The sequence below is a fragment of the Hyphomicrobium sp. DY-1 genome (assembly GCF_047497105.1).
Taxonomy (GTDB): domain Bacteria; phylum Pseudomonadota; class Alphaproteobacteria; order Rhizobiales; family Hyphomicrobiaceae; genus Hyphomicrobium_B.
On the sequence record NZ_CP134870.1, the window covers coordinates 3,786,963 to 3,812,062 of the forward strand.

Consider the following 25,100-nt stretch of genomic DNA (forward strand, 5'->3'; position numbering starts at 1 on the left):
GATGAAGAAACCCGACAACTGTCCCGCGTGCGGCGCCCTGTGGAGAGGAGAGGAAATCCCTCGCGAGCACCTGCACTTGTATGGCGGCAGCCTTCATTACTCGCGGGTTATCGCGGTCTACGACATGATCCTGGACCGGCGCACGCACTATGAGTGCCCGGATTGCCAGGCCAAGTTCACGTTGGAGTTTGAGCCGCTCGACGATGCGTGACTGCCCACCAAAGCGGCAGCGTCCATGACGGCTATCATCTTTTCCGGCACTCTCGCCCGGTGGGAGATCTTGCAACCGTTCACAAGCTGGATGCAGCGCGCGGAGCCGCTGTTGGCGTGTTGCCGTACGCGGTTCCGGCGGAGCAAGCGGTTCTCGGCGCGTTGATGGTGAGGAACGCGCTTTACGATGAGCTGGGCGGGATGCTGCGGCCGGAACACTTCTACGTTCCTCTGCACGCGGCGGCGTTTGCCGCGCTCGAGCATCTCATCAACGTCCGCGGCGTGGAAGCGAACCCGATCAGCATCGAGGGACAACTCAGGGAGACGACCTTCGGGAAACAGGGTGGCCTCCTCCCGCACCTCAAGTCGATGTTCGAGAATGCGGGCTTCGCGGGTGACATCAAGAGCGTCGCCGAAGTTATTCAAACAACGTACCTTCAACGACAGCTTATGGGCCTGGGCGATGGTGTGAAGCGGGAGGCGGAGAAGGCGCCGACGTTTGAAGCGGTGGGCGCGATCATCGCCTCCGTGGGCGATGAGTTGTTCCGACTGTCGGGAACGGGGACGGCGAACACCGAACGCACGGCGCGGGAAAGCCTGCGCGAAATGCTTGACCAGGCCGAGCGTGCCATGCAGGCGGGCGGCCTGACGGGTGTGTCCACGGGGTTCATGGACGTGGACAAGCTGCTGGGCGGCCTGCAGCGCAGCGACTTCGTCGTGCTCGGCGCGCGGCCTAGCATGGGTAAAACCTCCCTGCTCCTCAACATCGCGCACCACGCGGCGAAGCGCATGATGGACGGCGAGCAGGACGGCGCGGCGGTTGGCGTGTTCAGCCTCGAGATGTCGCGGGTTCAGCTGATGCAGCGGATGGTGGCCGGTGCCGCCAACCTGAACAGCCAGCAGATCATGAACGGTCAACTCTCAAACAAGAACTTTGAGAGCATGACGCAAGTGATGGGGGGAATGGCGGAACTTCCCCTCATCATCGACGACGCGGCGGGTCTCACCATCCAGCAGATCCACAGCCGCGCCCGGCAGATGAAGCGGAAGCACAACATCGGCCTGCTGATTGTGGATTACTTGCAGCTGATCCGTTCCCCCACCCTTCGCGGTGAACAGAACCGGACGCAGGAAGTGACGGAGATTTCCCAAGGCCTCAAGCAGATAGCGCGTGAACTTGATGTGCCTGTTCTTGTCGCCTCTCAGTTGTCGCGCAACCTGGAATCCCGGGAGAATAAGCGTCCCCTCCTCAACGACCTCCGCGAAAGCGGCGCGATCGAGCAGGATGCCGATGTGGTGGCCTTCCTCTACCGCGAAGATTTCTACCTCGCCCGCCAGCTTGGCGCCGGTACGGAGGAAGTGACGGGCAACGACCAGGAACGCCGCAAGGTGATGGAACTCAAGGAGCGGCTTGAGAAGGCGAAGGGTATTACGGAGTTGATCATCGCCAAGAACCGCAAGGGACCCGTGGACACCGTGCGGCTGTTGTTTAGGGCCGAGACCACCACGTTCCAAAGCTTTGCGGGCGGGGCGCATGTTTGACCGGAGGTTGCCGAGCAGCGTTGTCGCTGCGGAATCGTTGGCGGTGGATGTCCGTCAGTACGCGGTGGTGACCGATCAGGAAGGTCGCTTGTTGGTGCTTCAATACCCGCCGCTTTACGAAATTGACGCGCGCAACCGTTGGACGTTGCCCGGCGGCGCCCTGCTGAGGAAGGAAGATCCGCGTGCCGGCATCTTCCGGGAGCTTTCCGAGCAAACGGGGCTTGAGCCGGAACTTGGTCTTCACGTTCGCGTACATCGCGGCGTGCGTCGTGCTGGGCTTTGGGTCTTCTATCGCGGGTTTGCGGTGGAGACAGCGGTAAAGTTGTCACCGGAGCATCAGGGCGTTGCGTGGGTTGGGGGCGATGAGTTTCGCGACTTACCGTTTTTTGTCGACAAGCTCAAGGACGTCGCGGCGGAGATGCTGCTTCCCGATCGGGTGCAATGGCTGCCGAGTGCGGCAAAGCGGTCAATGATACCGATTGGGTGAGGCCTCGGCACGGGCAACGAGTTTGGCGGCCCGTCGGTCCGACATCGTCAAGAGGGCGCTGACGCTTTTCGGACCGATGCCCTGGCGTGCCATCTCCACGCGGGACGCGATGCGTTCCTTCGAGTAGGTGAAGGCCATGGGGGCATGTTTGAGGATGTCGGCGGGCGTGCGGTTGTGTCCCACGGCTTCCCCGAGTTTGGTGAGCAGCCACGCCTTTTCGCGCGTGTTGTCGGCGGCGAAGGTCAGAAGGTAGGGATGCCCAAGGATTTCCTTAATCATTGCGGCGTGATCGAGGTGGAAGATGGCGGCGAGGTCGAGCATGCGGGAGAACAAGGTCGCGGGCCGCATGGTCAGCAACGGCGGGCGTTGTAGGTAGGCGGCGGCGAGCGCGGCGGTGTCGCATTTGAAGAGCGCTGCGCCGGCGCGCACGTTGTCGGCAAGGGATGTGGGTTTGACCTGGAGCATGGAGGGATTGGCGATGAAGGCCTTGGCGACGGCGTGCGTGGTGGTGGAAAGAAGGTCGGCCACGTGAGCGCAATGCCCGGCGAGTTTGTCGGGCGACGTGACGATGATTTGGGGCTGGCGGTAGATGGCGGTGGTGATGCTTTCGAGCGGTAGGTCGAGCGCGGCGGCAAGGGCTTGTGCCCGGCATTCCAATTCGGCGCAGGAGTATTGAAGGAGTTGGGGCTTGCGTCGGAGGAAGAGCAGCAGCTTCGGGCGATCGACGTGGAGAAACGCGCAGAGCTCGTCGACGCGTGCAATGATCGCGGCAGGGCGCAACAGGAGCACACGCGGGGTCTCGCAGACCCAGCCGTGGTAGGCATCGGGGCCGATGCCGAGAAGCGGGGGAGCTTGGCGCATCGTGGCGCGCAGGGCGGCGATGTCGTCGATGAAGAGTCCTGGCGCCGACAACGCCATGGACACCGCGGTTTCGGGGGTGACCTTCAAGAGGCGGGAGAGCGCCCCGGCGCGCAAGCTGATCTGTTCTTTGGTCAGGGTGGTGAGTGCGGGCAGTTCGTTGGCGGCTTGCGCGACTTTCATGGGTACTAGGTTGGGTTGCCACTTGCGCAGTACCGCGAGAAGGGGGCCGGCGTCGGCGGGGTCGGTCTGGACGTGCATGATGTGAAGGCGCGACAGGTGCGCGTCGAGGATTTGGGGCGGAACGCCAATTTGCTGCGCAGCACGTGCGACGGAAACGGTGAGCCGGTCCCCCGCGCACAGCGCGCGCAGCGCCTCTTCCTTGGCGGCACTCCAGATGTTGTCCTGATGCTTGGCGGAACGGAGGTTGAGCGCGGTCATGTCGTTGTTGACGGTTCTGGGGCGGCATCCGAGCTTCGCGGCGATGACGTTGGGATGGAGGGTGAGCACGCCATCCTTGGCGAACGTGAGGAGCTTCTCGCGCCGTTGGGCGGTTTGCGCGGTCCGCTGGTCGCGGTGGCGCTGCAGGTTCTCGATGCCGGGGCGCGGCGGGAACGCGATGTGAAGCCTCTTCATGGCGCGGCGCAGCGTTTCGGCCGTGCAGTGGAGGTGCTTGGCGGCTTTGTCCACGGGCATGGTGAGCTGGCCGTCGCGGCAGAGTTTCTTGAGGGCATTGTCGCGGGCATGTGTGGACAAGGCATGATCCGGGGGCGGTGTCTTGGCGCCGATGGCTTTTAGTCGGTTGCGGATGGTTTGTCGGCTGACCTTGAAGCGCGCGGCGGCCTTATCAATCGGAATGGTGAGGACGCCGTCTTTGCAGAGCGCGCGAAGCGCGGGATGCGATGGTTTTGGTTGTGGGGTGTTCGCTGTTGCTGGTTGGGGCGCAGGGCGAGCCGTGGGGAGCCACCGTTTCGTTGGCGGCATGGCGAGGCGAAGCTGCAAAGCCCGGTGAGAGCATCCGACGCTTTTGGCGGCTTTTTGCTGGGTAACGGTGAGTTGGCCGTGGTGGTCCATGAGCGACCACAGGATGCCGAGCTTGTCAGGGGTCCAGGCGAACACAGGTTGGCTGCGGAGGTTGAGGCTGCGCATCGCGCGCTTCATCACCTTCACCGAACAGCCGATCTTGCGCGCCGCGTCTGCAACGGAGAGGGTGAGGTAGCCGTCCTTATCGGCAAGCCTCTTGATGCGGGCGGTGGTGTCGGGTGTGAGCGGAAGGCGGTCGGGTGTTTTGCCTTGGAGCAGGATGAGGCCGGTGATGATGCTGTGGCGGTCGCATCCGAGGACGGCGGCGGCTTTGGCGTTGGAGATGGTGAGCTTGCCTTTGCCGTCCAGAAGGAGATTGAGCTTGGAGAGCATGGCGGGCGTCCAGATGTGGGACCCGCGCCCGGGGGTGATGAGGCCACGGCGGGTGACTTCGGTATGGACGGTGGCGGGCGAAGTGCCGAGGAGCGTCGCGGCTTTCTCGATGGTGAGCACGAGACGGTTACGTTGGACGAGCGCGTCGAGCCGCTTGCTGTTCTCGGGTGTCCAAAAGGGTTGGCGGGCCATGCCGCATGTTCATGCGGATGGGCTGCGGGGCCAATGGTGTGTGCCTATGCGGTGGGCAGTGGCGATTTGATCTCAACGGCCATGTCGGTGGCGATGGCAGCGGTGCTGAGGATGAAGGATTGACTTCGGATTTCTATGACCGGGGCGAGTCGTGACGGGATTCGTATTTGGGGCGTGTTGACAGGTTTAAGCGGGATGACGACGCGTGTGGTGAGGGGTTCGAGAAGGTTGGATTGAATGTCGACAAGGTAAGGCGCGTGGGCGAGGGGGCTGGGGTAGATTTCGAAGTGTGCCATGGGGGCAAGGGCGGGCCCACAAGGGGGGAATGGCGATGCCGTTTTTGCGGATGTCGCGGTTATAGGCGTTGATGGCCTCCTTGTTGTCCTGGAGCCACTTTTCCGACTGGGCGGTGCGGATGCCGTCTTCGGCGGCGGGGGTCGTGTCGAGGTGGATGTGCTTGGCGGGGCGCAGCAGGTCCTCGCTGGTATCGATGATAACAGGGCTTCTGTGGTCGGGCGCGTTTATGGGGGCAGTATGTCCGTATACGGATTAACTGGGAACGGCCGGGTTGAAGTGGGCGTGGATTGCAGCGCTGCCACAAGCCTCATCATCAAAATGGTGTCGTGGCTTGTCGTATACGCGGAACTCCAAGACCTTGAGTGTGTGAGCAAGACCCTCGCGCGCGTGTTGCATGGTGCCGGATTGGCTTTGGCTGCGGCATTGGCTTTAAGCGGGAGTGCGCACGCCGCCAATGACTGGGTGAACTTCGGTACGGTCAGCATGACCGACGCCGTCACCCCCAAGCTGACCAACGGCTACCTTTGCTATACCGACGGCAAGGACATCGCCTGCGACACCGCCGTGGGCCCGGTGTACGTGGGCACTGCCGGCATGATTAACAACGGCGGCATGACGGTGGCGGGCAGCATCTCGGCCAGCACGGTCTCCGCCACCTATGTTTCCGGCACCGTCATCCAGGTGAACACCAGCGCCATGCCGTGCGGCACGGGCCTTGCGGGCGCCATCCGCTACAATTCCGGCAACATCGAGTATTGCAACGGCTCGGCCTGGGGCCAGTTGGCCAACGGTTCGGGCGGCACGCTCTCCGGCGGCTCGGCCACTGCCATCGCGTTCTGGAGCGGCCCGACCGCCCTTACTTATGAATCCGCCACCACCAGCGGCCTCTACTGGGACCATACCAACGGGCGTTTGGGCGTTGGAACGACGACGCCGACCTTGGCGCTCACGGTTGATGCTCGAAACAATATCGATGGGTTGTTGGTCCGTGGGAGCAACGCGCCTTACATCCAGGTCAGCAACACGGGTGGTCTCGGTCTAGGCCAGATTGGCATTGCCACGCAGGTAAACCAGTTTGGTCTTGGGACGTCGGTCGGCGATTTCTCAATTGGTTCCCTGAACGGAAATCTTTTGCTTACGGGTCGTGGCGCCGCAACCTCGGCGATCATCATGGGGACAGGGCCGTCATCCAACCAGGAGCGGATGCGTATCGATGTGAACGGCAACGTGGGCGTGAACACCCAATCCCCCACCGCCAGCCTCCAGGTCTCCGGCACGTTCACGGTGAGTAATAGTACCGACCCGAACTCGCCGGGCCTCTATGTGCCCAGCAACGGCAGCGTCGGCGTGTTCACCACTAATCCGGCGCCCTATGCGCTGGACGTGTCGGGCGACATCCGCGTCAGCAACGGCGGCGGCTCGACGGAAAAAGCGCTGTTTATGCGGTTCAATCCCGCCTTGAATTCCGGCATCTTGGGAACCTACGACTGGAACACGGCTACTTACCTGAACACCATCATCTGGGCGGGCGACCTCGCCATCGGCACGGGTGGCACTCACCCGAGCAGCCTGACCGTCGCGAACGGCGAAATCCAAACCGGCTCCTCTGGTGCGGCCTGCGTGACCGCCACCAACGGCGGGGCCATCCGGTACACTGCAGGCACGCTCTACTATTGCAACGGTTCCAACACCTGGAGCGCCCTCGGTAGCGGCGGAGGCACGTTGACCGGCGGCGGCTCCGCCACGGCCATCGCGTTCTGGAACGGCGCCAACAGCCTCACGTATGAATCCGCCACCACCAGCGGGCTCTACTGGGACCACATCAACAGCCGCCTCGGCATCGGCACCAACATGCCCGGGGTCCCGCTGACGGTTTCCGGCGGAGCGATCATGAGCGTCAACAGCACCGCCGACCGGGCCATCTACATGTCGGGGAACGGCGGAAGCGGCACGCCCATCCTGCAAGGCACGAATGCAAGTAACGCGATTGTCCAGAACATCGCCCTCCAGCCTTACGGCGGCAATGTCGGGGTTGGCGGTTTCGCGTCCCCCACAGCCACTCTCCAGGTTTCCGGCACGTTCGTCGTCAGCCAGACCGGCCAGAACAGCCTCTCGTCTGCCTCGCTGGCGGTGGACAGCCGCGGTGTCTCGGTGAGCAGCATTGTCCACATCACCGGCAGCGCGTTTTCGCCCATCGGCGCGGGCGGCAACGCCATCCTCTCCGGGACCACCGTCGTCTCCACCAGCAGCGCGGGGAGCATCACGTTTACTGTAGCCGGCAGTCCGGTGATGGTTATGGACGGAAGTGGTGCCGTGGGCATTGGCACCACGGCTCCCAGCAATGGCAGCAAACTGGTTGTTAACGGCGGTAATATCCGGCTTACGGGGAGCAACGCCCCGGCTGTGTACATTTCGCCCACGAGTGGCGATGTGTACGCCATCGGCGCAAATACCTCCATTGCCGGTGTGGGGGTTTGGGACAACAATACCGGTCAATGGCCGATCTCTATCAAAGACAATAGCAATCTTGTCGGCATCAATACCATTGCCCAAACCTACCGTCTCACGGTGAGTGGTGACTCAGGCAATGGCTCAAGTTTCAAGAAAGCGGCGATCGGCATTGAAGACACCGGTACAAGTGGCCGTACGTATTCTATAGGTTCGCGCGGTTCCGCCGGATTTGTTCTTGGCGATGATACCGCTGGTGTTGCCCGTATTGTCATCGCCCCCAATGGTGTGTTCACGCTCACCGGCACCTCCACCTGTACGCTCGCCAACGGGACCGGCACGACGTCCTGCACCTCGGACCGCAGGCTCAAGGACCGCATCGAGCCCATCAAGGATCCGCTGGACAAGCTGATGCTCATCAACGGCGTCACCTACCACTGGAAACGTAAGGATATAAGCGGGCCGGAGCACATCGGTGTCATCGCCCAGGATGTCGAGAAAGCATTCCCGCAGGCCGTCACCGAAGTGTCCGACACCACCATCGGCACCGCAAAGACGGTGGACTACGCCATCCTCATTGCCCCGGTCATTGAGGTTATCCGAGACTTCAAGCACCGCTTCGAAAGCACCGACGCGCAGCTCAAGGCCGCCAACGACAACATCCAAACCTTGAGGAACGAGGTTGAAGAACTGCGGCAAGAAGTGAGACAACTCAAGCAACAACGACAATGATAATGCGCCGTGCCCTTGGCCTGCTACTGCCCCTGATGGGCTTGTTGGCGATGTGTCAGGCCGCGAACGCCGCGTGCTCCAACCCGGTCGGCAACGCGGGGGACATGACCTACTCCACCTCCGCGAACGTGATGGCGTACTGCGATTCAACGAACTGGATCTCAATGGCGGGCGGGGTTTCATTCACCGTCAACACCAGCGGTGGCGGCGCGACCCCGTACGGCTCGACGGGTGACGTTCAGATCAATTCCGGCGGCGCCCTCGGCGGCGACACCGGCAACTTCACCTACAATGCAAGTACCCTTTCGGCACCGATTATTTCGGCCAGCACCGCCAACATCAATACGGTCAACTCGGCGGTGATCAACAACACGGGCCTCGGCACCTTCGGCTCCATCCTCGGCAACGGCGGGCTCACGGTTCTCGGCGCCGCCAGCATGACCACCATTTCCGCCACCGGCATCAGCGGTACGCTCATCCAGGTGGGCACCGGGGGAGGGGCCTCCTGCTCGGCAGGCCTCAACGGCGCGCTCAAATACGACACCACCAGCAACACCATCGCTATCTGCGTGGGGACCACGTGGACCGGCCTCAACTCCGGCACCATCACCGGCGCGGGCGTCAGCGGTGGTTCGGCCACCGCCATCGCGTTCTGGAACGGCGCCAACAGCCTCACTTATGAGTCCGGGACCACCAGCGGCCTGTATTGGGACCACACTAACGGATGGTTGGGGGTGGGGACGAATAGCCCAGCTAAGGAACTGACGGTCTCGGGAAGTGCACTCTTGGTTCCGTTTAGCAGTACAAGTTCCCCGACAATGTTTATCAAGGGCGATGCGACATATGCGGGCGTTCAAAATGTCCTGCGGTTCCGGCAATCGGGGAGTTCCGCCGGCGGCGTTGCGTTTTCATTCTTCGACTATGACCCCGCCATTTTCATGAAGCCTGGCGTCGGCACATCCACAAATATCGGGGTTCAAACCTCAAGCCCCACCGCCACCCTGCAGGTCTCGGGCTCGATGGTCGTCAGCACCACCGGCCAGAACACGCTGGCGTCGGCCTCCCTCGCGGTGGACACGCGCGGGGTTTCCATTTCCTCGGTGCTGCACATGGGCGGCTACGCCATCAGCCCCATCGGCGCGGGCGGCAACGTGATCCTTTCCGGCACCACCGCCGTCTCCACCAGCAGCGCGGGAAGCGTCACGTTCTACACGGGTGGCGCGCAGCGGGCCGTGATTGATAGCAGCGGCAACGTCGGCATCAACACCGGGACGGCCAACGGCAAGCTGCATATCATGCAGCCCAGCCAGGCCAGCTTGGGACTCGTCATCGGAAACGCCGCCTATTCGACCACCCCCTACAACGCCATGGGCATGCAGGTGAATGACGGTGGTACCGCCATCATCCGCGGCGGCTGGAATACGGCGAAGGCCATCATCCTCAACGATAACGGCGGTGGCGTCGGTATCGGCGGCGCCAGCGTGGCGGATACGCTGGACCTCAACGGCGGGGTGATTCGCGGCGCGCTCCGTTCCCGCACCGGCACGGGCACGGCCGGCAGCAACGCCTTCAACTTCTATTGGACAGGCGGTGTCGCCCAACTTTGGGTGGACAGCTCCAACGTCGGCAACATCACCGTCTCATCCGACCGCCGGGTGAAAAAGGATATCAAGTCCCTGCAGGAAGACAGCGGCCTCGCCGTCATCGAAAAGATGACTCCCGTGTCCTTCCACTGGAAAGACCCCAAGAGCGGCACCGAACTGCAGTACGGGTTCATAGCGCAGGACATGAAGAAGGTCCTGCCTGATATCGTGCGCAACACCGGCCTGAAAACCAAGGATACGCCGGACGGCCTGCTGCGGATTGAATATAACGGCCTGATTGCCCCAATCGTGAAAGCGGTGCAGGACCTCAAGCACCTCTTCGATGATGACCATGGTGAACTAAAGAAACTCCAGGCTGCCAACGAAAATCTCGAGCACCGCGTTGACGAACTTCAGAGGGAGCTTGAGAAATTGAAAGCGGCACGCTGAGGTGCGCTATTCGTTGTCCCCGAGCCGGAGCGCGGTGAGTGCGCAGCTTCTGTCATCGAACGATCCGCTAGTGCGTTCGACGTTGTAGCCCCCGAACCCGTTCTTCGCGCGGTAGGTCATCACGATGCGGTGGCCGCCGCCGGCGTCGAGAGGTGCGATCAGCGTCTTGATGTGCTCGAAACTTCCTGGGTCGCGCAACGTGCCCTGAACGGTGCGGACCATTCCGGGATGCGAGCCGTCCCACTTGGAAAGGCAGCGGAAGCCGGTGTGGTCGGCTTGCACGGCCGTTGGCTGGGCGCGGGGAGCCACAAGCATAAGCACAAGCACCACGGTGAGCCCCAGGAGCGTCCAGCCCTTGTATCCCGAGGCTTCGATTTTCTCGCCAATCCAGGTGAACATGGGGAACCCGCCTTCTTTAAAATTGAATGTTTTTGCAATGAAGCGAGGGTAGCTGCGAATTTCTTAACCGGGTGTGACCTGATTAGCGGGGGCGATGCCAAGGTTCGCAGGCGATACCGTCACCATCGCGGTCGTTCCACCAATAGTAGTCCGGTTCTCCGCGATGGGCGGGCGCAAGTCCCACGGCGCGGGCTGATGCGCAGTTCCTGCCAGCGGTGGCGACGCGGAGATCGTCGAGTGACCATGGCGACGCGAAGACGAGTGCGAGCAGTGTGCCCAGCATAAGGCTCCAAATGACCCACCAGCTCCGGAGCGACGACGCGAGCGCGCCGATGCCGGGCCCGTTCCGACGCGGTCGCTCGATGCCGAGATCGATGCGGTTGCGGCGGGAGGCGGCTTCGCGGCCGGTGCGGTGATGGTCGTCGAGGTTCATTGAAAGGCCTTCAAGTATACAGGCTATGGTGCTGGGAAGGGGTTAGGAGTGAGTTAACCGGTTGCGCCGTGCGGGCCTGCAACATCCCTGCGTGGGGAATGGGCGGCAAACGAGTGGCACCCCTCGCGGTATACGTTTTCCTTCAATAGATTGTCGGTGTGACCCTCACGGTTCGCCCGTTCGGCGCGGCGATGCGCATGTGCCTGCTCCTCTTGGGGCTTCTCATCGTGGCGCAAACGGCGCATGCGGCCTGCGCGAATCCGGCCGGTGTCGCCGGCGACATGACCTACTCCACGTCCGCGAACGTGATGGTCTTTTGCGATTCAAACAATTGGGTGAGCATGGCGGGCGGCGTCTCGCTCACCGTCAACACCAGTGGCGGCGGAGGGGCCACCCCGGCGGGCTCCACGTCCGACGTGCAGTTCAACAATGGTGGGGCTCTTTCCGCCGACACCGGCAACTTTACGTACAGCGCGGGATTGCTCAAGGCGCCGAACATCAGCGCCACGGCGATCACCGCGAGCGGCGCGGGCAACTTTGGGACGCTCAACAGCTCCGGTCTCGCGACGCTGGGCTCGCTGATCGTCACCGGTGGCGCGACCATCACCGGTCAGGCCAGCATTACCACCGTCTCCACCAGCCTCCTCCAACTAGGCAACAACGGCGCGACGTGCACATCGGGCCTGGCGGGCGCTCAGCGTTACAACAACGTGTCCAACACCATCGACTACTGCACCGGCACGGCATGGATGAGCCTTGGGCCGAGCTCGACAACGCCGGTGGCGTTTCAGGTCAGCAAAAACGCCGATCAAACCGTCACCGCCAGCCAGCACACAAAACTCACGTGGCAAACCGAGGAGTTCGACACCAACAACAATTTTGCGGCGGACAGGTTTACGGCCACCATTCCGGGCTTTTACCTCATCAACCTGAACGTCTTCTGCACGACCAACATAACCAATGGCAGCTGCCAAGCGGAAATTTGGAAGAACGGTTCCCCCGTCAAATATGGGGTGGGGCGGGCTGATAGCGCGGGCGCGGGCGGCGTTGCCAATGCCATCCTCTACCTTGGGGTGGGGGATTATGTGGAGGGATATGCCTTCGACGATGGGGTGACCATTCAGAGCAGCAGTGGTCAGAAAACGTTCATGAACGGCGTTCTTCTCGCACCCCAGGGGGGCGGCTCGGGCGGCACCGCCACCCCCGCAGGCTCCACCGCCGACGTGCAATTCAACTCCGGCGGCCTGCTCGCCGCCGACACCGGCAACTTCACCTACACCAGCTCCACGCTGAAAACGCCGTCCCTCCTCACCGGCGGCATCACCGCCACCGGGCAGGCAAGCCTCACCACCGTCAGCAGCACGCTTGTGCAACTCATCTCAAATACCACCACCGCCTGTACGGCGGGCATTGCTGGGGCGCAGCGCTACAACAGCGTGTCCAACACCATCGATTACTGCACCGGGACGGGTTGGATGAGCATGGGCCCGTCCAGTACCCAACCGATCTCCTTCTTGGCCAATAAGGGGGGAACGGACCAGACTGTTACGACGGATACGACTGTGCAGCTGACGTTTGGCAACGTGGTCTACGACACGAACAATAATTTTTCGTCCAACGCGTTCACCGCTTCGGTGCCGGGAAAATATATCTTCTCGGTGCAGGTTTGGTGTGCGGATTCGACAACGTATTGCGATGCGTACATTTACAAAAACGGTGTGAGTGTCGCGCAGAACTACGTTGCAACGTCGGTTGGCAGTTCATCCGGCGTGACAACAATTCTTGATATTGCGGCTGGGGATGTCGTCAAAGCCTATGTGCAGAACCGGCATGGAACGAGCGTCGGGGGAAGTACCGCGCAAACCTATTTCGCCGGTGCGCTACTTTCGCCCCAAGGCTCTGGCTCCGGCGGCACCGCCACCCCCGCAGGCTCCACCGCCGACGTTCAATTCAACTCCGGCGGCCTCCTCGCGGCCGACACCGGCAACTTCACCTACGCCAGCTCCACGCTGAAAACCCCATCCCTGCTCACCGGCGGCATCACCGCCACCGGGCAGGCGAGCCTGACCACCATCTCCACCAGCCTCATCCAGGTCGGCAACAACGGCGCGAGCTGCACCAACGGCATTTCGGGTTCACTCCGGTATTCGTCCGTGAGTTCGACGATGGAATATTGCAACGGCAGCAACTGGAGCAGCATGGGGCCGTCGGCCACCGTTGCTTATATGTTGAAGACCCAGGCTTCGGCGCAGGGTAGCGTCACAGCGGCCGGAACCGTGATTGTCTTTGATACGGTCACAAATTCTGGTGGTACCGATATCACCGCAACGGGCAACCGCATCGTCTTGGCGCCCGGGTCAAGTTATTTGCTCCAGGCGAACGTCGCGATTAGCAACGCCTCGACGACTTCCAACATGATCTACAAAATTTACGACGCCACAAACAACGTGGCGGTCGGCAGCCCTGGATCGGCGGGATTCAATTGGGGAAACGATACCTATGCCCAAGCTTTTGTGACCCCATCGGTTTCGACGGCCTATGAAGTGAGGGTACTCGCGGTCAATGGGGGAGCCAGCGGGATCACGAACGGCGGCTCTTCGTTCTCCGCGATAAAACTCGGCGGGGGCGGTTCCGGCGGTTTCGGCGGTGGCACGGCCAACCCCGCAGGTAGCACGGCGGATATCCAGTTCAACAGCGCCGGCGCGCTCGCGGCCGATACCGGCCGCTTCACCTACGTGAGCAGCACGGGGCTGCTCTCGGCACCGACCGTCAGCGCCAGCGCGATCAGCGGCACGCTTATCCAGGCGGGCACCAGTAGCGCCACTTGCGGCACCGGTTTGCTGGGCTCGATGCGCTACGCCAACGATACTCTGGAGGTTTGCGCGTCGCGCGGGTGGGTTGGCCTTGTGTCCGGTTCGACCATGCCGGTGTTTACCTGTCCGGCAGGCTTCACCCTGATGCAGTCGCAGGGCCAGACCATGGGGTGCATTCAGAATTCAGACGAGGGCACGGACGACTGTATTTCCGCGATCAATGCCTGTTGGTCGAACTATGGCGGTCGTCTTCCCACCTACTCGGAACTTACTGCCGCAGTGGGGGCGGGTATTGTGCCATTCACCACGAGTGAGTGGACAGGAGAAGCAAGTTATGGGTCCAGTGCCTCGTGCGGCGAGAAGTCGACGACATCTTCGAGGCCGACGGCAAGTACCTACTCGTCTAATGTGAGTTTCCGCTGCTTCATCCCGGCCAATGGGATTATCTCCGGTACGAGCACGAGCGGCAGCGCGCTCGCCAGCATGACCGACGTGACACTCGATACACTCTCCAATAACGATCTGCTGCAATACAACAGCGGCAGCTCAAAGTGGGTGAACGTTTCGGCGAGCAGTGTCATTCCTTCGCCGGACCGGATCACGTCCGGCACGCTGGCGGTGACGGCGAACAGCGCGACGAGCTACATCAGCCTCTCCACCAACGGCACGGACTGGGGCTACCTGAACAGCACCAACAGCTACCTGCCTAAGCTGTCCAGCGCCAACGTCAGCAGCACGCTGGTGTCGGCGAGCACCATCTCCGCCACCGACATCGAGGTGGGGGCCGGCGGGGCCTGCACGGCGGCGAATGCCGGCAAGATCCGGTACAACGCGACCTCGAACACGTTGCAGGTTTGCCCGGCAAGCGGGGTGTGGACGTCGCTGTCCTCGTCCACCACGGGCGGCGCGGGCGTGAGCGCGATGGCCAGCCTTACCGATGTGCAGCTGACCAACCTCGCGGGCCGCGACTACCTCCGCTACGACGCGGGCACCAGCAAGTGGGTGAACATCTCCGAGTCCACCGTGATGAGCACCACGACAATCGTGTCGAACTGGCCGGATGCCATCGCGTGCACCAACGGTTCGGGGACGAGAATCTTGGCCCAGCAATCGGTCGGCGCCACGCAGCACTTCTACGCGGCGATAGACCAGACGCCGACAGCCTATGGTGTGTTCTTCAGCAACACGACGCAGGCGTATGCCTCGCAGCAAAACATGACTGGCTATGATTGTGTGACGAACACATGGTCCATTCCCCAACTGTATGCGCAGGGCAAAGCCTTCAACTTCATCGGCAACGCCAACACTGGCGGTACCGCCCTCGGCGATCGCATCACCTCGGGCACGCTGGCGATGACGGTCAACAGCGCCACCAGCTACATCAGCCTCTCCACGGGCGGCACGGACTGGGGCTACCTGAACAGCGCCAACAGCTACCTGCCCAAGCTCTCCAGCGGCAATATCAGCAGCACGCTGGTGTCGGCTAGCACGGTGAGCACCACGCTGCTGCACCTCATCTCCAACACCACCACCGCCTGCACCGGCAGCCTCGCGGGCGCCCAACGCTACAACAGCGTGTCCAACACCATCGATTATTGCTCCGGCACGGCGTGGCTGTCTCTCGGGCCGTCGGCGACGGTGGTTCCTTCGTTCGCGGCGTACAAAGCCGCCGCCACGCAATCCATTGCCTACAATACGATTACGAAAGTGACCTTTGACGCCGAAACTTTCGATACGAACAATAATTTTTCGGGGAGCAGGTTCACGGTGACGATACCTGGCACTTACCTGTTTACGGGGGCGATTAGATTTGTCACCAGCAACGATGCGGGAAGAGGTATTTATGCGTACCTTGAAAAAAACGGGTCAATCGTAGGTGGGCAACACATTATCGTTTCCAACGGGCTTTATAATAACGTCGGTTTTGCACTAGTCGTAAATGCTCAGGTCGGCGACTACTTTGAATTATTTGCCCAGCAGAATGGAGGAAGTTCTGGAAATATAGATGTTTACAACAATAATTTTACGTACTTCACCGGGTCGCTCCTCACGATGAACGGTGGAGGCCCTGTTGGCTCGGCCACCCCGGCGGGAAACACCGCGGACGTGCAATTCAACAGCAGCGGCCTTCTCGCGGCGGATACCGGCAACTTCACCTACGCGAGCGGGACACTCCAGGCGCCGGCAGTTTCGGCCACGGTGCTGAACAGCCAGTACCTCTCGGCGACCACCATTTACAACCCGGGCACCCTCAGCGGCAACACGGCGGCGTTCAACAGCGTTTCCAGCACGCTTGTCTCGGCCAGCCTGATTCAACTTGTTTCCACCAGCACCACGACCTGCACGGGGGGCACCGTGGGCTCCATCCGCTATGCCAGCGACACCATCCAGGTGTGCGCCACGACCGGTTGGACCAACCTGAGCTCCTCCAGCACCGTCGGTGGCGGTGCCACTCCGGCGGGCAGCACCAAGGATGTGCAGTTCAACAGCGGGGGGGGGCTTGCGGCCGACACCGGGAAGTTCACCTACACCAGCGTGACGGGGGTTCTCTCCGCCACGACGGTCTCGGCCAGCACCATCAGCAGCACCTACATCCAACTGCCGAGCGCGACTACGGTGCTGGCTTGTGGCAACGGCGCGGCGGGCACCATGCGCTACACCAGCGGAACGATGCAGGTGTGCGACGGCAGTGGATGGACAAACGTCGGGATCGGCATCCCGCAGGGCACCATCTCGGCGTTCGCGTTCACCAGCTGCCCGAACGGCTGGAGCGAGTATACCCCCGCGCGCGGCCGCTTCCTGCGCGGCATCGACAACGGCGCGGGGGTCGACCCCTCCGGCACGCGGGTCCCCGGCGCGACGCAAGTCGACACCCTTCAAAACATCACCGGCTCGTTCCGAATTACGCGTGGTCAAGCAGGTAATGCGGCTGGAGCATTCTCCATTGATGCAAGTGTAAGCGGGGGTAATCACGGCACGGGCACGGCCAATAATTATCCTGATGTCAGTTTGGATGCCTCTTTGGTCGCCCGCACCTCGACGGAAACCCGCCCGGCCAACGTCGCGGTGATCTTCTGCCAGTATAGCGGCTACCAAAGCCAGCAGATGGTGGGTCCCATGATGCTGGCCAGCCTGTCGGATGTGTCGGTCGCCGGCGCGATCAGCGGTTCGGTGCTCACGTACAGCAACGGCACGTGGATTGCAGGCGCGGGCAACGCGGCGATCGCGGCGGGCGCCACCAACGACGTGCAGTTCAAGAACAGCGGCGGCGGCCTTTCGGCGGACACCGGCCGCTTCACCTACGTGAGTTCCACCGGACTGCTCTCGGCGCCGACCGTCAGCGCCAGCGCCATCAGCGGCACGCTGATCCAGGCGGGCACCAGCATCGCGAGCTGCGGCAGCGGGCTGCAGGGCGCGATGCGCTACGCCAGCAACACCATGCAGGTGTGCACGACGGGCGGCTGGACCAGCCTCTCGTCGGCGCTGTCCAACCTGGCGGACGTGAACATCACTAACCTCTCGGCGCGCGATTACCTGCGCTACGACCTGCCCAGCAGCAAGTGGGTGAACATCTCCGAATCCACGGTGATGAGCACGACAACGGTGGTGCCGACATTCCCGGATGCGATCACCTGTTCGGGCTCGAGCGGGTTTATGCGGTTGGACCTTGCAGTCGTGGATACGAGCGGCAAACCCGATTACCGTTTTGCGGGGTCGACCAGCTATCGTGTGATTTTCAATGCCGATGGCAGTTTCAATACCTATGCGGGCACTGCTTATACGGCGTCTTGCAACGGCCAGAGCATCAGCCAGCTCTACGCCTCGGGCAACGCGTTCAACTACATCGGCAGCTCGCAGGGGGCGGCCAACCCGGCGGGGATGAGCGGCGCCCTGCAGTACAACAGCAGCGGGCTGTTCGGGGCGGACACCAACAACCTGTACTGGGATGCCACCAACCACCGCCTGGGTTTGGGCAATACGGTTCCGGGCGTTACCCTGGACATCAGCACGAGCAGCGCGATCCGGACATACCAGGTGTTCAGCGCGAACAACCTGCAAGCCACCCTGCTCAACTACAACCAGCTTTATACGTACAATGGTCCCCTCTACCTGAATTACAGCAGCACCTCGAATACGTTGATCAATGCGAACGGTGGCAACGTGGGCATCGGGACCACGGCCCCTGGAGGCACGCTGGAAGTGTCGGGCTCCAACGCCTTGCGCCTGAGCGGGACGGACACGACGCATTCGCCCTACATCGAATGGTATTCTTCGGGGACGCGGCAGGCGTACATGGGTTGGGGGACGCCGGGCAGCAGCTTCAACATCACGCTGGAGAACAGCAATGCGCTGAACGTGACGGCGGCGAGCACGGTGTTCAGCGGCAACGTGACGGCGGTGGCCTACCTGTACGCGTCCGACCGTCGGCTCAAATCCGACATTACGAGCCTCACCGGGGGGCTTTCCAAGCTGGACGAGCTGAACCCTGTATCCTTCTACTATAAAGCGGACCCGAGCAGGACGACCCACCTGGGCCTCATCGCGCAGGACGTGCGCAAGGTCTATCCGCAGGCCGTTCATACCAACGAGAAGGGCTTCCTCTCGGTTGACTATCCTTCCCTTGTCGGGCCGATTTTCGAGATGTTGAAAGAACTGAAGGCGATGGTCTTCGGTGATCATGCGGCGATTGCAAAACTGGACGCCAACGGTGAGAAGCTGCAAGCCGCGAACGACAACCTCGAGGTCGAGGTCGAAGCATTGAAGGCGCAGAACGAGTTTCTCAAGGCTGCCAATGAGAATCTGGCGCGCCGCGTGGGCGCTCTGGAGAAGCGTGCTCGAGGGCATCACTAGTGCGATGAACAATCCGTCAGCAGACGGATTGAAGTATACAGCGTACGGATGAAAATGGGGGCATGAAGTGGCTCCTTGCCGTTGCCGTCGCTGTCGTCTGTTCGGCGACTGTGCATGCGGCCATTAAGAGCGTTTCGGGCCGCTATCTCCTCCTTTACCCCTCTTCGACCATCGAAAGTGATTTTAGCGGCGCCTGTGCGCGCGTCACGAATGTGGGGCGTGCATTGGTGTACCTGCCGATGCAATCGGCGGCGGCTTGGGATGACGTTGTCCGTGTCGCGGAGAAAGCGGGTCAGTTGAAAGCCGTTGGATGCGGCGCGCGCTAATCGCGGTCGTTTTTCTCGCCAGCCTGCTACTCGCCGGGTTTGTTTCCGCTGCGGACGGTTACCGGGTCGCCAGCGGGTCGACGTTGTACATCAGCGAGTGGGGCCAATGCCGTTTGGTGACCAACGGGTCGCCGACCGGCAAGGATATCTTCGTCCCGACCCGGTCGTTTGCGGAATGGGCGTCCTTCTACGGGAACGGCGCCCCGGGCATCACGCTTGCCGCGTGCCTTGAGAAGACGGTCTTCCTCACATCGACAGGCACGGGCACTTGGACTGTCCCGGCGGACTTCTCGTCCACGAACACCATCGAGGTCATCGGAGGAGGAGGGGGAGGAGGAGGAGGGTACGGTTCGGGCGGCACTGCAGGGGCAGGCGGTGGCGGCGGCGCCTATTCGGCCGTCTCCAATGTACCCCTCACGCCCGGGTCGGTGGTCACGTACGCGGTCGGTGCTGCCGGGGCAGGTGGAAGCGCGGGCTCTTCCGCGCAAGCAGGTTCCGGCGGCGACACATGGTTTAACGGCACGACCCTGGCAGACGCGTCGGTTGGCGCGAAGGGTGGCGTCGGCGGCAATCACGGCAGTACCGGCAGCGGCGCGGGCGGCGATGCGGCCTCCGGGATCGGCACGTCGAAATTCTCCGGCGGCAACGGTGGGAACGCCGGTTCGAGCAGCGCTAAGGGCGGCGGCGGCGGCGGTGGTGCGGGTGGCCCCTTCGGCGACGGTGGCAACGGCGGTTCAAACACCGGTACGTCGAGCAGCTCCAATGGCGGCGGCGGCGGGGGGGGGGCCGATGGCGGGTCGGCGGCCGCAGACGCTTCGTCGAACGGGGGGACGGCCGGAGGCAACGGTCGCAGTGGTTCAGGGGGCGGTACGCCCGGGACGAGCACGGGCGATTCGGGGAATGCGGCCACGGCCGGCTTGGGTGGCGGCGGGGGCGGTGGCTTCAATAACGGCGGTGGTGGCGTCGGCGCCCAAGACTCCGTGTGGACGCAAACCAGCGATGGCTCGGTTGCCGGGCCTGGTGGCGGGGGCGGCGCTGGCGGCGGCGGCACCAACAACGCGGCAGGCTCGGGGGCGACTGCCGGAGGTTATGGTGGCGGCGGCGGCGGAGGAGGAGCTGCCAGCAGTGCGTCAGACAAGGCTGGCGGCGCTGGCAAACAGGGCCTCATTGTCGTCCGTTACGTCTCCAAGGCGAAGGTCGTTCTTCTCACGACGGCTGGCGCCGGGACGTGGACTGTCCCTGCGGATTGGAACAGTTCCGGCAACACCATCGAGGTCATTGGTGGCGGTGGCGGCGCGGGTGGAACAAGCAACGGGCAAGGTGGCGGCGGTGGCGGCGGCGCCTACTCGAAGATTGTCGACCTCGCGCTCACGCCTGGGGCATCGGTTGCATATCAGGTGGGGGCCGGCGGTGCGGGAGGGGGCTCCCCGGGCGATACGGGTGGCGACACCTGGTTCAATGGCACCGGCGCGACGTGCGCGGCGCAGTCGGTGTGCGCGAAGGGAGGAGTTGGCGGCAAGCGCGGGAGTCCTGGGGCTGGTGGTGCCGGGGGAGCCGCGTCGTCCGGCATCGGCAGCATCAAATATGATGGGGGAGACGGACACAGCGGGTCAGGTTCGAACTACGGCGGTGGCGGCGGTGGAGCCGCCGGTCCGAACGGGGCTGGGGTGTCGGCGCCTAACGGAACCGGCGGTGCGGGCGACAATGGTTTCGGCGGTGTGGGTGGCGCGGCGGGAGATCCGCCGGGGGTGGGCGGCGCCGGCAGTGAGTGGTGGTCGGGCGGCTTGACGGTAGGCTCTGGCGGTGGCGGTGGCGGAGTGAATGCTAACGACACCACTTTGGGAGGCGATGGAGGAAACTTCGGCGGCGGTGGCGGTGGCCCGCGTTCGAGCGGCACGGTCACCGGCGGGAACGGAGCGCCGGGATTGATTGTGATCACGTACTCAGTGCCGTGATGCAAGCAAGGGGAGCTTACTGGAAGTCGTAGCAGGTCGCCTGACACCAGCGGGCGCTGTCGCTGTAGGAGGAGATGGTGATGTTCCAGGTGCCGCCGGGGACGCCTGCCATGGTACAGCCGCCGCGGGGCTGCGAAGTTGAACCTTTGACCAAGCTGATCACGCAAAGGTCGGCGGTGCCGAGGCTGTAGGTTTTATCCTTTTTGGATTTGGTGTTGTTGTAGACGGGGCTGACGTAAACCTGCTTGATGGAAGCTGAGCGGCTGCTTGCCGAACACACACCGGTCGCGACGTTGAAGGTGCCCCTGGCATTATAGCAATTGGCCATCGCGGTGAGCAGGGCATTTGTGTTGTTGAGCTGGTTCGTGAGGTCCGGGGCGGACGTCATGCACTCTCCCGTCGCCTGGTTATAGAACTCCTTATTGGTGGTGCACGCGGCAATCTTCGCTGCCAGCGGTTCGCCGGGGTCTTTACAGACGTCCGCAGTCGAGTCGAAAAGCTTGCCCTGGATATTGCACGCGAGCATCTGGTTCATGCCGGCGGTGAGGATCTGGTTGGAAGCATCGATCTTGGCGTTGATGCCGAGTTGGCTGCTGTTGACGTTGTCCGCGCCGGCGGAGGCTTCCAGGGCCATTACATTGCCGCTGAGGGCGGCGCTCATAATCAAGAATCCAAGAACGCGCATTACGTTTCTCTCCTTTACAAGATGTTATGGAGAGCCGCGAAAGCGAAACTGACAAGGTTCAAGAGGAAAAGGCTTTTGCCCACTGTTGCATGTGTGACGAGAGAAGGGCGGCGCGATTATCGGGTTTTTGTGAATCGATGACCGCTTATTTGAAATTGTAGCAGTCAACGGTGCACATCACGGCCGCGCCTGAGTAGTGCTTTGACGCAATCGTCCAGTTGGTTCCCGGGGTTCCTGAAATGGTGCAATACCCGTGGGCGTCGCCGGCGCGGTTGTCGCTTACAAGCGTGCAGAGTTGATAGGGACCGCCAAGTTGAAAGGTTTTGTTGGAGTTGGAAGTGGAAAGATGCGCGACCCTGACAAGCTCGGGCTTTGAAGCAGATCCGCTTGCGCAGGTTCCGGTCGCGCTGTCGTAGAATTGGTTGTTCTTATTGCAGCTGAGAAGCGTTTGCTGCTCGGTGATGGTGAGGCCGATGCATGCATCCGTCGCTGCATCGAAGGATTGGCCGGTCTTCGCGCAGGTGAGGATTTTATTGAGCACCGCCGTGGTCGCCGCATTCATTGCGTTGAGTTTGGCGTCAATACCAAGCTGGCTCGTGTTCACGGTGTCGGCACCTGCTGACGCCTCCAGCGCGAAGGCATTGCCGGTGAGGGCGGCACTCAAAATCAACAAAGTAAAAAAGCGCATCATGTTTGCTCCTTTTCGTTTTTCTATCGAGAAGGGCAAAAGCCAAACTGACAACGGAGTGAATAAATTCGGAAGGAGGGGGTGTGTTGGATTTGCAAAGGGAACAGGGCTTGCGCGTTCCGGCGAAGGCAGCGTTTTCGAACTGGAGATTGTTCCCCGATCCGCGCAAAGGCGAATACCTTTGGGCACCGTTCGGGCCCGGCTGCTATGATTTGCGCGAGCGCGATACCGGCAGGCTTGTTCTGTTCGGCAGCGGTGGCAACGTCTGCGAACGGATGGCGTCCTTGCTTCCGGCACCATTTGGAACAGGCACGCGCAAGAACGCGGCCAAGCGTGAGTATGTTCTTCGGAACCTCGGGCGCATTGAATACCGCACGCTGGCTTGCGCGGACAGGAAAGCTGCCAAGCAGGCCGAAGTTGCGCTTTCCGCCGGCGACTATTTGTTCAAGACATGATGTGAGCTGGCTATTGCTGTTTCACGCCTGGCCCGTGCGGCAGGTCTCCGGCATGCGCGAACACCATGCCGAGGTCGCGCATGTCCGCCCATGCGCCGCATCCGGGGCATTGGATATAGTGGTCCAGGGGGGATTTCGGCGACCCGATGATCTCGGCGGGCGCGATGGGCGGCGGTTTTGGTTCGTCACGCGTCATAAGTGGCAAACCGGTGGGGTGCGTGGTTGTTCCAGGTGTCAGGATGCGTAAGGAGCGTGTCCATAAGCGACTGACCCGCCCGAGCTAACCGCATGGAGCTCTCCCGTTCCTAGGGCGGGTTATTTGATATTCGCACACGTCAGTTGATGGTGTTGTGCAAGGCGCGGCGGCCGGCGTCGGTAAGCACGACATGGACATCCCCGCGCGCAAGCTGCGTTTCAAGCACGTATCCCTTGTCGGCGAGGGCGCTGTAGGCGGACTTGTAAGGCAAGTCGCGCAGGATGCAGGAACCGCCTTCCATGAGCAGCGCACGCAAGAGATCGATGTCCTGTTGGGTGAGGTTTGTCATCGGGGCGTCCTCTGCCGCTGGTCCTCCCGCCGGAAGCGCATCAAGGTCTCGGGGTCATTGATGACGTGGGGCGGCGTGAACGGCATCTTCGGCCGGGGCGGAACGCCGGATGTCCCCGACCACAGCCACTTCGGGTGCATGACGGAGGCGTAGGAGATGGCGTTGGTCGTTTCTTCGGCCGCCTTTTCGTAAGTGAGGTTCGGCACCAGCCGCCACAGCGCGGCGCGGGCGTTGTGATAGCAGATCCATTCGTAATGGCCCTCACGCCTGCAGGCGCGGTATTCGAGACAGGCGGCGCGCCAGGCGGCGTGCAGGCGCGGATCGCGGGGAAGGACTTTTTGTGCGGGGCCATGGCTCATGGCGGCAAGAAATAGGGCCAATACCGCCGGTGTTCCACCCCTGTTCCCGTTGTGGATAACCGGGCGCGGGAACATTTTGTGGTGCGTGGGCTTCCCACGTCGAGATCTAGTGTTCCGAGTAGAAAATCATGCCCAAGCATACCCGCGCGTACTGGAAGGGGCATTTGAGATTGTCCCTCGTTTCGTTGCCCATTGAAATTTACAGCGCCGTGGAGAGCCAGGCGGAGGTCCATTTCAACGAGATACACAAACCCTCCGGCCGCCGTGTGGGCCGCAAGCGGTATGTCGAGGGCGTGGGTGAGGTCCAGTCGTCCGATATCGCGAAGGGCGTGGAGGTGGCGCCTGACGAATACGTGCTCGTTGACCAGGCCGAAATTGATGCCGCGAAACCGGAAAGTTCCAAGACCTTGGATCTTCTCCAGTTCATTGACCAGAGCGAGATCGATTACCGCTACTTCGAGCGCCCTTACTTCCTTGTCCCGGCCGACAAGCTTGCGGCGGAAGGCTATGCGGTTATCCGCGACGCGCTCCGGAAAACCGGCAAGGTTGGTCTTGGCGAGGTCACGATTTCCAACCGGACGTGGGTTGTGTCGGTATCGCCGCTGCAGGACGGATTGGTGATGGAGATGCTGCGGTTCGCGGATGAGTTGAAGAAGCCCGAGGACTATTTCGACGACGTACCGGCGGAGAAGCCGCAGAAGGAAATGATCGACCTGGCCGTTCAGCTGATCGGCCAGAAGACCGCGCCCTACAGGCCGGAGAAATTCGAAAATGTGTACCAGGAAAAACTGCGCGCGCTGGTGGAAGCCAAGCGGAAGGGCAAGAAGATCATCTCGCACGTCGAGGCGCCCCGGCGGGTTGGGGGCAATGTCGTCAACCTGATGGACGCGTTGAGGAAGAGCATCGAGGGCAAGGAGAAGGCAAAGCCCAAGGTGAAAACCGCGAAGGGAAAGAAATCCGCGTGACCGGCGGCGAGCGTATTGCAGAGGGAGAAGCCGATGCAGCGTAAGTTTGAGGAGCTTGGTGTTGATATCGCCGGCGTGCCGTATGGCCATTTCAGGGGTGAGGCGCAGTGGGATGAATTCGGCCAGGTGGTGGTGATCGAGGTGGAGACGGCCGAGTTTGATGGTCATCACCTCGAGCTCGACATCGCACAGCTGGTGAAAGAGCGGATTGCGTTGCGCCAAAAATACGGGACGGGCTTTCTCGAGGCGGCTGATCGCGACGTGAGCGACCATGCGCGGAAGTGGTTTCTCTTCCAGGGCCTCTCGGACGCCCTCCAGGACAGTTTCGCGGAAGATGTGCGGGATTACCTTGAGGACATCCGCTCGGACGCTTCTGCGGCGCGTAGAAGAAGAGGGGCGGCCTGAGAGGCG

The 25,100-nt window shown here is 62.1% G+C and carries 20 protein-coding genes; 11 read left to right on the forward strand and 9 right to left on the reverse strand.

Annotated elements, in window-relative coordinates; all coding sequences use genetic code 11:
- Position 1: 1 nt before the first annotated feature.
- From RLW41_RS18385 to RLW41_RS18395, 3 genes are read left to right on the forward strand one after another with little or no spacing between them, the layout of a single operon-like run.
- Entirely contained in the window at positions 2 to 211 is a 210-nt protein-coding gene (locus tag RLW41_RS18385; RefSeq protein WP_414462390.1) for a hypothetical protein, read from the forward strand.
- A complete protein-coding gene (gene dnaB / locus RLW41_RS18390) occupies positions 208 to 1,752 on the forward strand; it encodes a replicative DNA helicase (RefSeq protein WP_414462391.1) in 1,545 nt (514 codons plus the stop codon). The genes RLW41_RS18385 and dnaB overlap by 4 nt, the downstream gene beginning before the upstream one ends.
- On the forward strand, positions 1,745 to 2,239 hold the full coding sequence (locus RLW41_RS18395) for an NUDIX hydrolase (protein WP_414462392.1): 495 nt from the start codon (positions 1,745 to 1,747) through the stop codon (positions 2,237 to 2,239). Before dnaB ends, RLW41_RS18395 begins: the two co-directional genes overlap by 8 nt.
- Here RLW41_RS18395 and RLW41_RS18400 read toward each other — a convergent pair.
- Genes RLW41_RS18400 through RLW41_RS18410 form a run of 3 tightly spaced genes read right to left on the reverse strand, consistent with a single transcriptional unit; the run spans position 2,219 to position 5,230 of the window.
- Positions 2,219 to 4,705: a hypothetical protein gene (locus RLW41_RS18400; protein ID WP_414462393.1), complete on the reverse strand. Its 2,487-nt coding sequence runs from the start codon at positions 4,703 to 4,705 to the stop codon at positions 2,219 to 2,221. The two genes, RLW41_RS18395 and RLW41_RS18400, sit on opposite strands and share 21 nt — an antisense overlap.
- A gap of 44 nt (positions 4,706 to 4,749) precedes the next feature.
- Entirely contained in the window at positions 4,750 to 5,001 is a 252-nt protein-coding gene (locus RLW41_RS18405; protein ID WP_414462394.1) for a CcdB family protein, read from the reverse strand.
- Entirely contained in the window at positions 4,892 to 5,230 is a 339-nt protein-coding gene (locus RLW41_RS18410; RefSeq protein ID WP_414464610.1) for a type II toxin-antitoxin system CcdA family antitoxin, read from the reverse strand. The genes RLW41_RS18405 and RLW41_RS18410 overlap by 110 nt, the downstream gene beginning before the upstream one ends.
- Positions 5,231 to 7,297: 2,067 nt before the next feature.
- Here RLW41_RS18410 and RLW41_RS18415 point away from each other — a divergent pair.
- Together RLW41_RS18415 and RLW41_RS18420 are read left to right on the forward strand one after the other, a co-directional pair.
- A complete protein-coding gene (locus RLW41_RS18415) occupies positions 7,298 to 8,182 on the forward strand; it encodes a tail fiber domain-containing protein (RefSeq protein ID WP_414464611.1) in 885 nt (294 codons plus the stop codon).
- Positions 8,183 to 8,184: 2 nt separating this feature from the next.
- On the forward strand, positions 8,185 to 10,215 hold the full coding sequence (locus tag RLW41_RS18420; RefSeq protein ID WP_414462395.1) for a tail fiber domain-containing protein: 2,031 nt from the start codon (positions 8,185 to 8,187) through the stop codon (positions 10,213 to 10,215).
- A 6-nt stretch (positions 10,216 to 10,221) separates the two neighbouring features.
- Here the strand turns inward: RLW41_RS18420 and RLW41_RS18425 are convergent, their stop codons facing one another.
- Positions 10,222 to 10,614, reverse strand: coding sequence for a hypothetical protein (locus RLW41_RS18425; RefSeq protein ID WP_414462396.1), 393 nt, complete (start codon positions 10,612 to 10,614; stop codon positions 10,222 to 10,224).
- Between the two features lie 82 nt (positions 10,615 to 10,696).
- Positions 10,697 to 11,047, reverse strand: coding sequence for an excalibur calcium-binding domain-containing protein (locus tag RLW41_RS18430; protein ID WP_414462397.1), 351 nt, complete (start codon positions 11,045 to 11,047; stop codon positions 10,697 to 10,699).
- 197 nt (positions 11,048 to 11,244) lie between these two features.
- On the opposite strand from RLW41_RS18430, the gene RLW41_RS18435 reads away from it, so the two are divergent.
- The 3 genes from RLW41_RS18435 to RLW41_RS18445 all read left to right on the forward strand — a co-directional run bounded on the left by RLW41_RS18435 (position 11,245) and on the right by RLW41_RS18445 (position 20,992).
- Entirely contained in the window at positions 11,245 to 18,711 is a 7,467-nt protein-coding gene (locus RLW41_RS18435; protein WP_414462398.1) for a tail fiber domain-containing protein, read from the forward strand.
- Between the two features lie 62 nt (positions 18,712 to 18,773).
- Positions 18,774 to 19,037, forward strand: a complete 264-nt coding sequence (locus RLW41_RS18440; protein WP_414462399.1) for a hypothetical protein — start codon at positions 18,774 to 18,776, stop codon at positions 19,035 to 19,037.
- The gene (locus RLW41_RS18445) at positions 19,022 to 20,992 is read left to right on the forward strand and encodes a glycine-rich domain-containing protein (protein WP_414462400.1); all 1,971 of its coding nucleotides are present in this window, start codon (positions 19,022 to 19,024) and stop codon (positions 20,990 to 20,992) included. The genes RLW41_RS18440 and RLW41_RS18445 overlap by 16 nt, the downstream gene beginning before the upstream one ends.
- Before the next feature lie 16 nt (positions 20,993 to 21,008).
- On the opposite strand, the gene RLW41_RS18450 is transcribed toward RLW41_RS18445, so the two are convergent.
- Both RLW41_RS18450 and RLW41_RS18455 read right to left on the reverse strand, forming a co-directional pair.
- Positions 21,009 to 21,677 carry a hypothetical protein gene (locus tag RLW41_RS18450; protein WP_414462401.1) on the reverse strand — a complete coding sequence of 223 codons (669 nt, stop codon included), beginning with the start codon at positions 21,675 to 21,677 and terminating at the stop codon, positions 21,009 to 21,011.
- A 145-nt stretch (positions 21,678 to 21,822) separates the two neighbouring features.
- Positions 21,823 to 22,368 (reverse strand): hypothetical protein, encoded by a 546-nt coding sequence (locus RLW41_RS18455; RefSeq protein WP_414462402.1) that lies wholly within the window; start codon positions 22,366 to 22,368, stop codon positions 21,823 to 21,825.
- Between the two features lie 83 nt (positions 22,369 to 22,451).
- Here RLW41_RS18455 and RLW41_RS18460 point away from each other — a divergent pair, with 83 nt between their 5' ends.
- Positions 22,452 to 22,820, forward strand: coding sequence for a hypothetical protein (locus tag RLW41_RS18460; RefSeq protein ID WP_414462403.1), 369 nt, complete (start codon positions 22,452 to 22,454; stop codon positions 22,818 to 22,820).
- A gap of 335 nt (positions 22,821 to 23,155) precedes the next feature.
- Here RLW41_RS18460 and RLW41_RS18465 read toward each other — a convergent pair whose 3' ends face one another.
- Together RLW41_RS18465 and RLW41_RS18470 are read right to left on the reverse strand one after the other, a co-directional pair.
- Entirely contained in the window at positions 23,156 to 23,365 is a 210-nt protein-coding gene (locus RLW41_RS18465) for a hypothetical protein (protein WP_414462404.1), read from the reverse strand.
- Positions 23,362 to 23,745 carry a hypothetical protein gene (locus tag RLW41_RS18470; protein WP_414462405.1) on the reverse strand — a complete coding sequence of 128 codons (384 nt, stop codon included), beginning with the start codon at positions 23,743 to 23,745 and terminating at the stop codon, positions 23,362 to 23,364. Before RLW41_RS18470 ends, RLW41_RS18465 begins: the two co-directional genes overlap by 4 nt.
- Before the next feature lie 107 nt (positions 23,746 to 23,852).
- Here RLW41_RS18470 and RLW41_RS18475 point away from each other — a divergent pair, with 107 nt between their 5' ends.
- Together RLW41_RS18475 and RLW41_RS18480 are read left to right on the forward strand one after the other, a co-directional pair.
- On the forward strand, positions 23,853 to 24,689 hold the full coding sequence (locus RLW41_RS18475; protein WP_414462406.1) for a Ku protein: 837 nt from the start codon (positions 23,853 to 23,855) through the stop codon (positions 24,687 to 24,689).
- Positions 24,690 to 24,722: 33 nt separating this feature from the next.
- Positions 24,723 to 25,094: a hypothetical protein gene (locus RLW41_RS18480; protein WP_414462407.1), complete on the forward strand. Its 372-nt coding sequence runs from the start codon at positions 24,723 to 24,725 to the stop codon at positions 25,092 to 25,094.
- Positions 25,095 to 25,100: the final 6 nt, after the last annotated feature.

Coding starts and splice junctions, on each gene's coding strand:
- RLW41_RS18400 (WP_414462393.1), bottom strand. CDS start 4,705: ATGGCCCGCCAACCCTTTTGGACACCCGAGAACAGCAAGCGGCTCGAC.
- RLW41_RS18445 (WP_414462400.1), top strand. CDS start 19,022: ATGCGGCGCGCGCTAATCGCGGTCGTTTTTCTCGCCAGCCTGCTACTC.
- RLW41_RS18385 (WP_414462390.1), top strand. CDS start 2: ATGAAGAAACCCGACAACTGTCCCGCGTGCGGCGCCCTGTGGAGAGGA.
- RLW41_RS18415 (WP_414464611.1), top strand. CDS start 7,298: ATGGACGGAAGTGGTGCCGTGGGCATTGGCACCACGGCTCCCAGCAAT.
- RLW41_RS18450 (WP_414462401.1), bottom strand. CDS start 21,677: ATGCGCGTTCTTGGATTCTTGATTATGAGCGCCGCCCTCAGCGGCAAT.
- RLW41_RS18405 (WP_414462394.1), bottom strand. CDS start 5,001: ATGGCACACTTCGAAATCTACCCCAGCCCCCTCGCCCACGCGCCTTAC.
- RLW41_RS18425 (WP_414462396.1), bottom strand. CDS start 10,614: ATGTTCACCTGGATTGGCGAGAAAATCGAAGCCTCGGGATACAAGGGC.
- RLW41_RS18430 (WP_414462397.1), bottom strand. CDS start 11,047: ATGAACCTCGACGACCATCACCGCACCGGCCGCGAAGCCGCCTCCCGC.
- RLW41_RS18455 (WP_414462402.1), bottom strand. CDS start 22,368: ATGATGCGCTTTTTTACTTTGTTGATTTTGAGTGCCGCCCTCACCGGC.
- RLW41_RS18480 (WP_414462407.1), top strand. CDS start 24,723: ATGCAGCGTAAGTTTGAGGAGCTTGGTGTTGATATCGCCGGCGTGCCG.
- RLW41_RS18465 (WP_414462404.1), bottom strand. CDS start 23,365: ATGACAAACCTCACCCAACAGGACATCGATCTCTTGCGTGCGCTGCTC.
- RLW41_RS18440 (WP_414462399.1), top strand. CDS start 18,774: ATGAAGTGGCTCCTTGCCGTTGCCGTCGCTGTCGTCTGTTCGGCGACT.
- RLW41_RS18395 (WP_414462392.1), top strand. CDS start 1,745: ATGTTTGACCGGAGGTTGCCGAGCAGCGTTGTCGCTGCGGAATCGTTG.
- RLW41_RS18475 (WP_414462406.1), top strand. CDS start 23,853: ATGCCCAAGCATACCCGCGCGTACTGGAAGGGGCATTTGAGATTGTCC.
- RLW41_RS18435 (WP_414462398.1), top strand. CDS start 11,245: ATGTGCCTGCTCCTCTTGGGGCTTCTCATCGTGGCGCAAACGGCGCAT.
- RLW41_RS18420 (WP_414462395.1), top strand. CDS start 8,185: ATGCGCCGTGCCCTTGGCCTGCTACTGCCCCTGATGGGCTTGTTGGCG.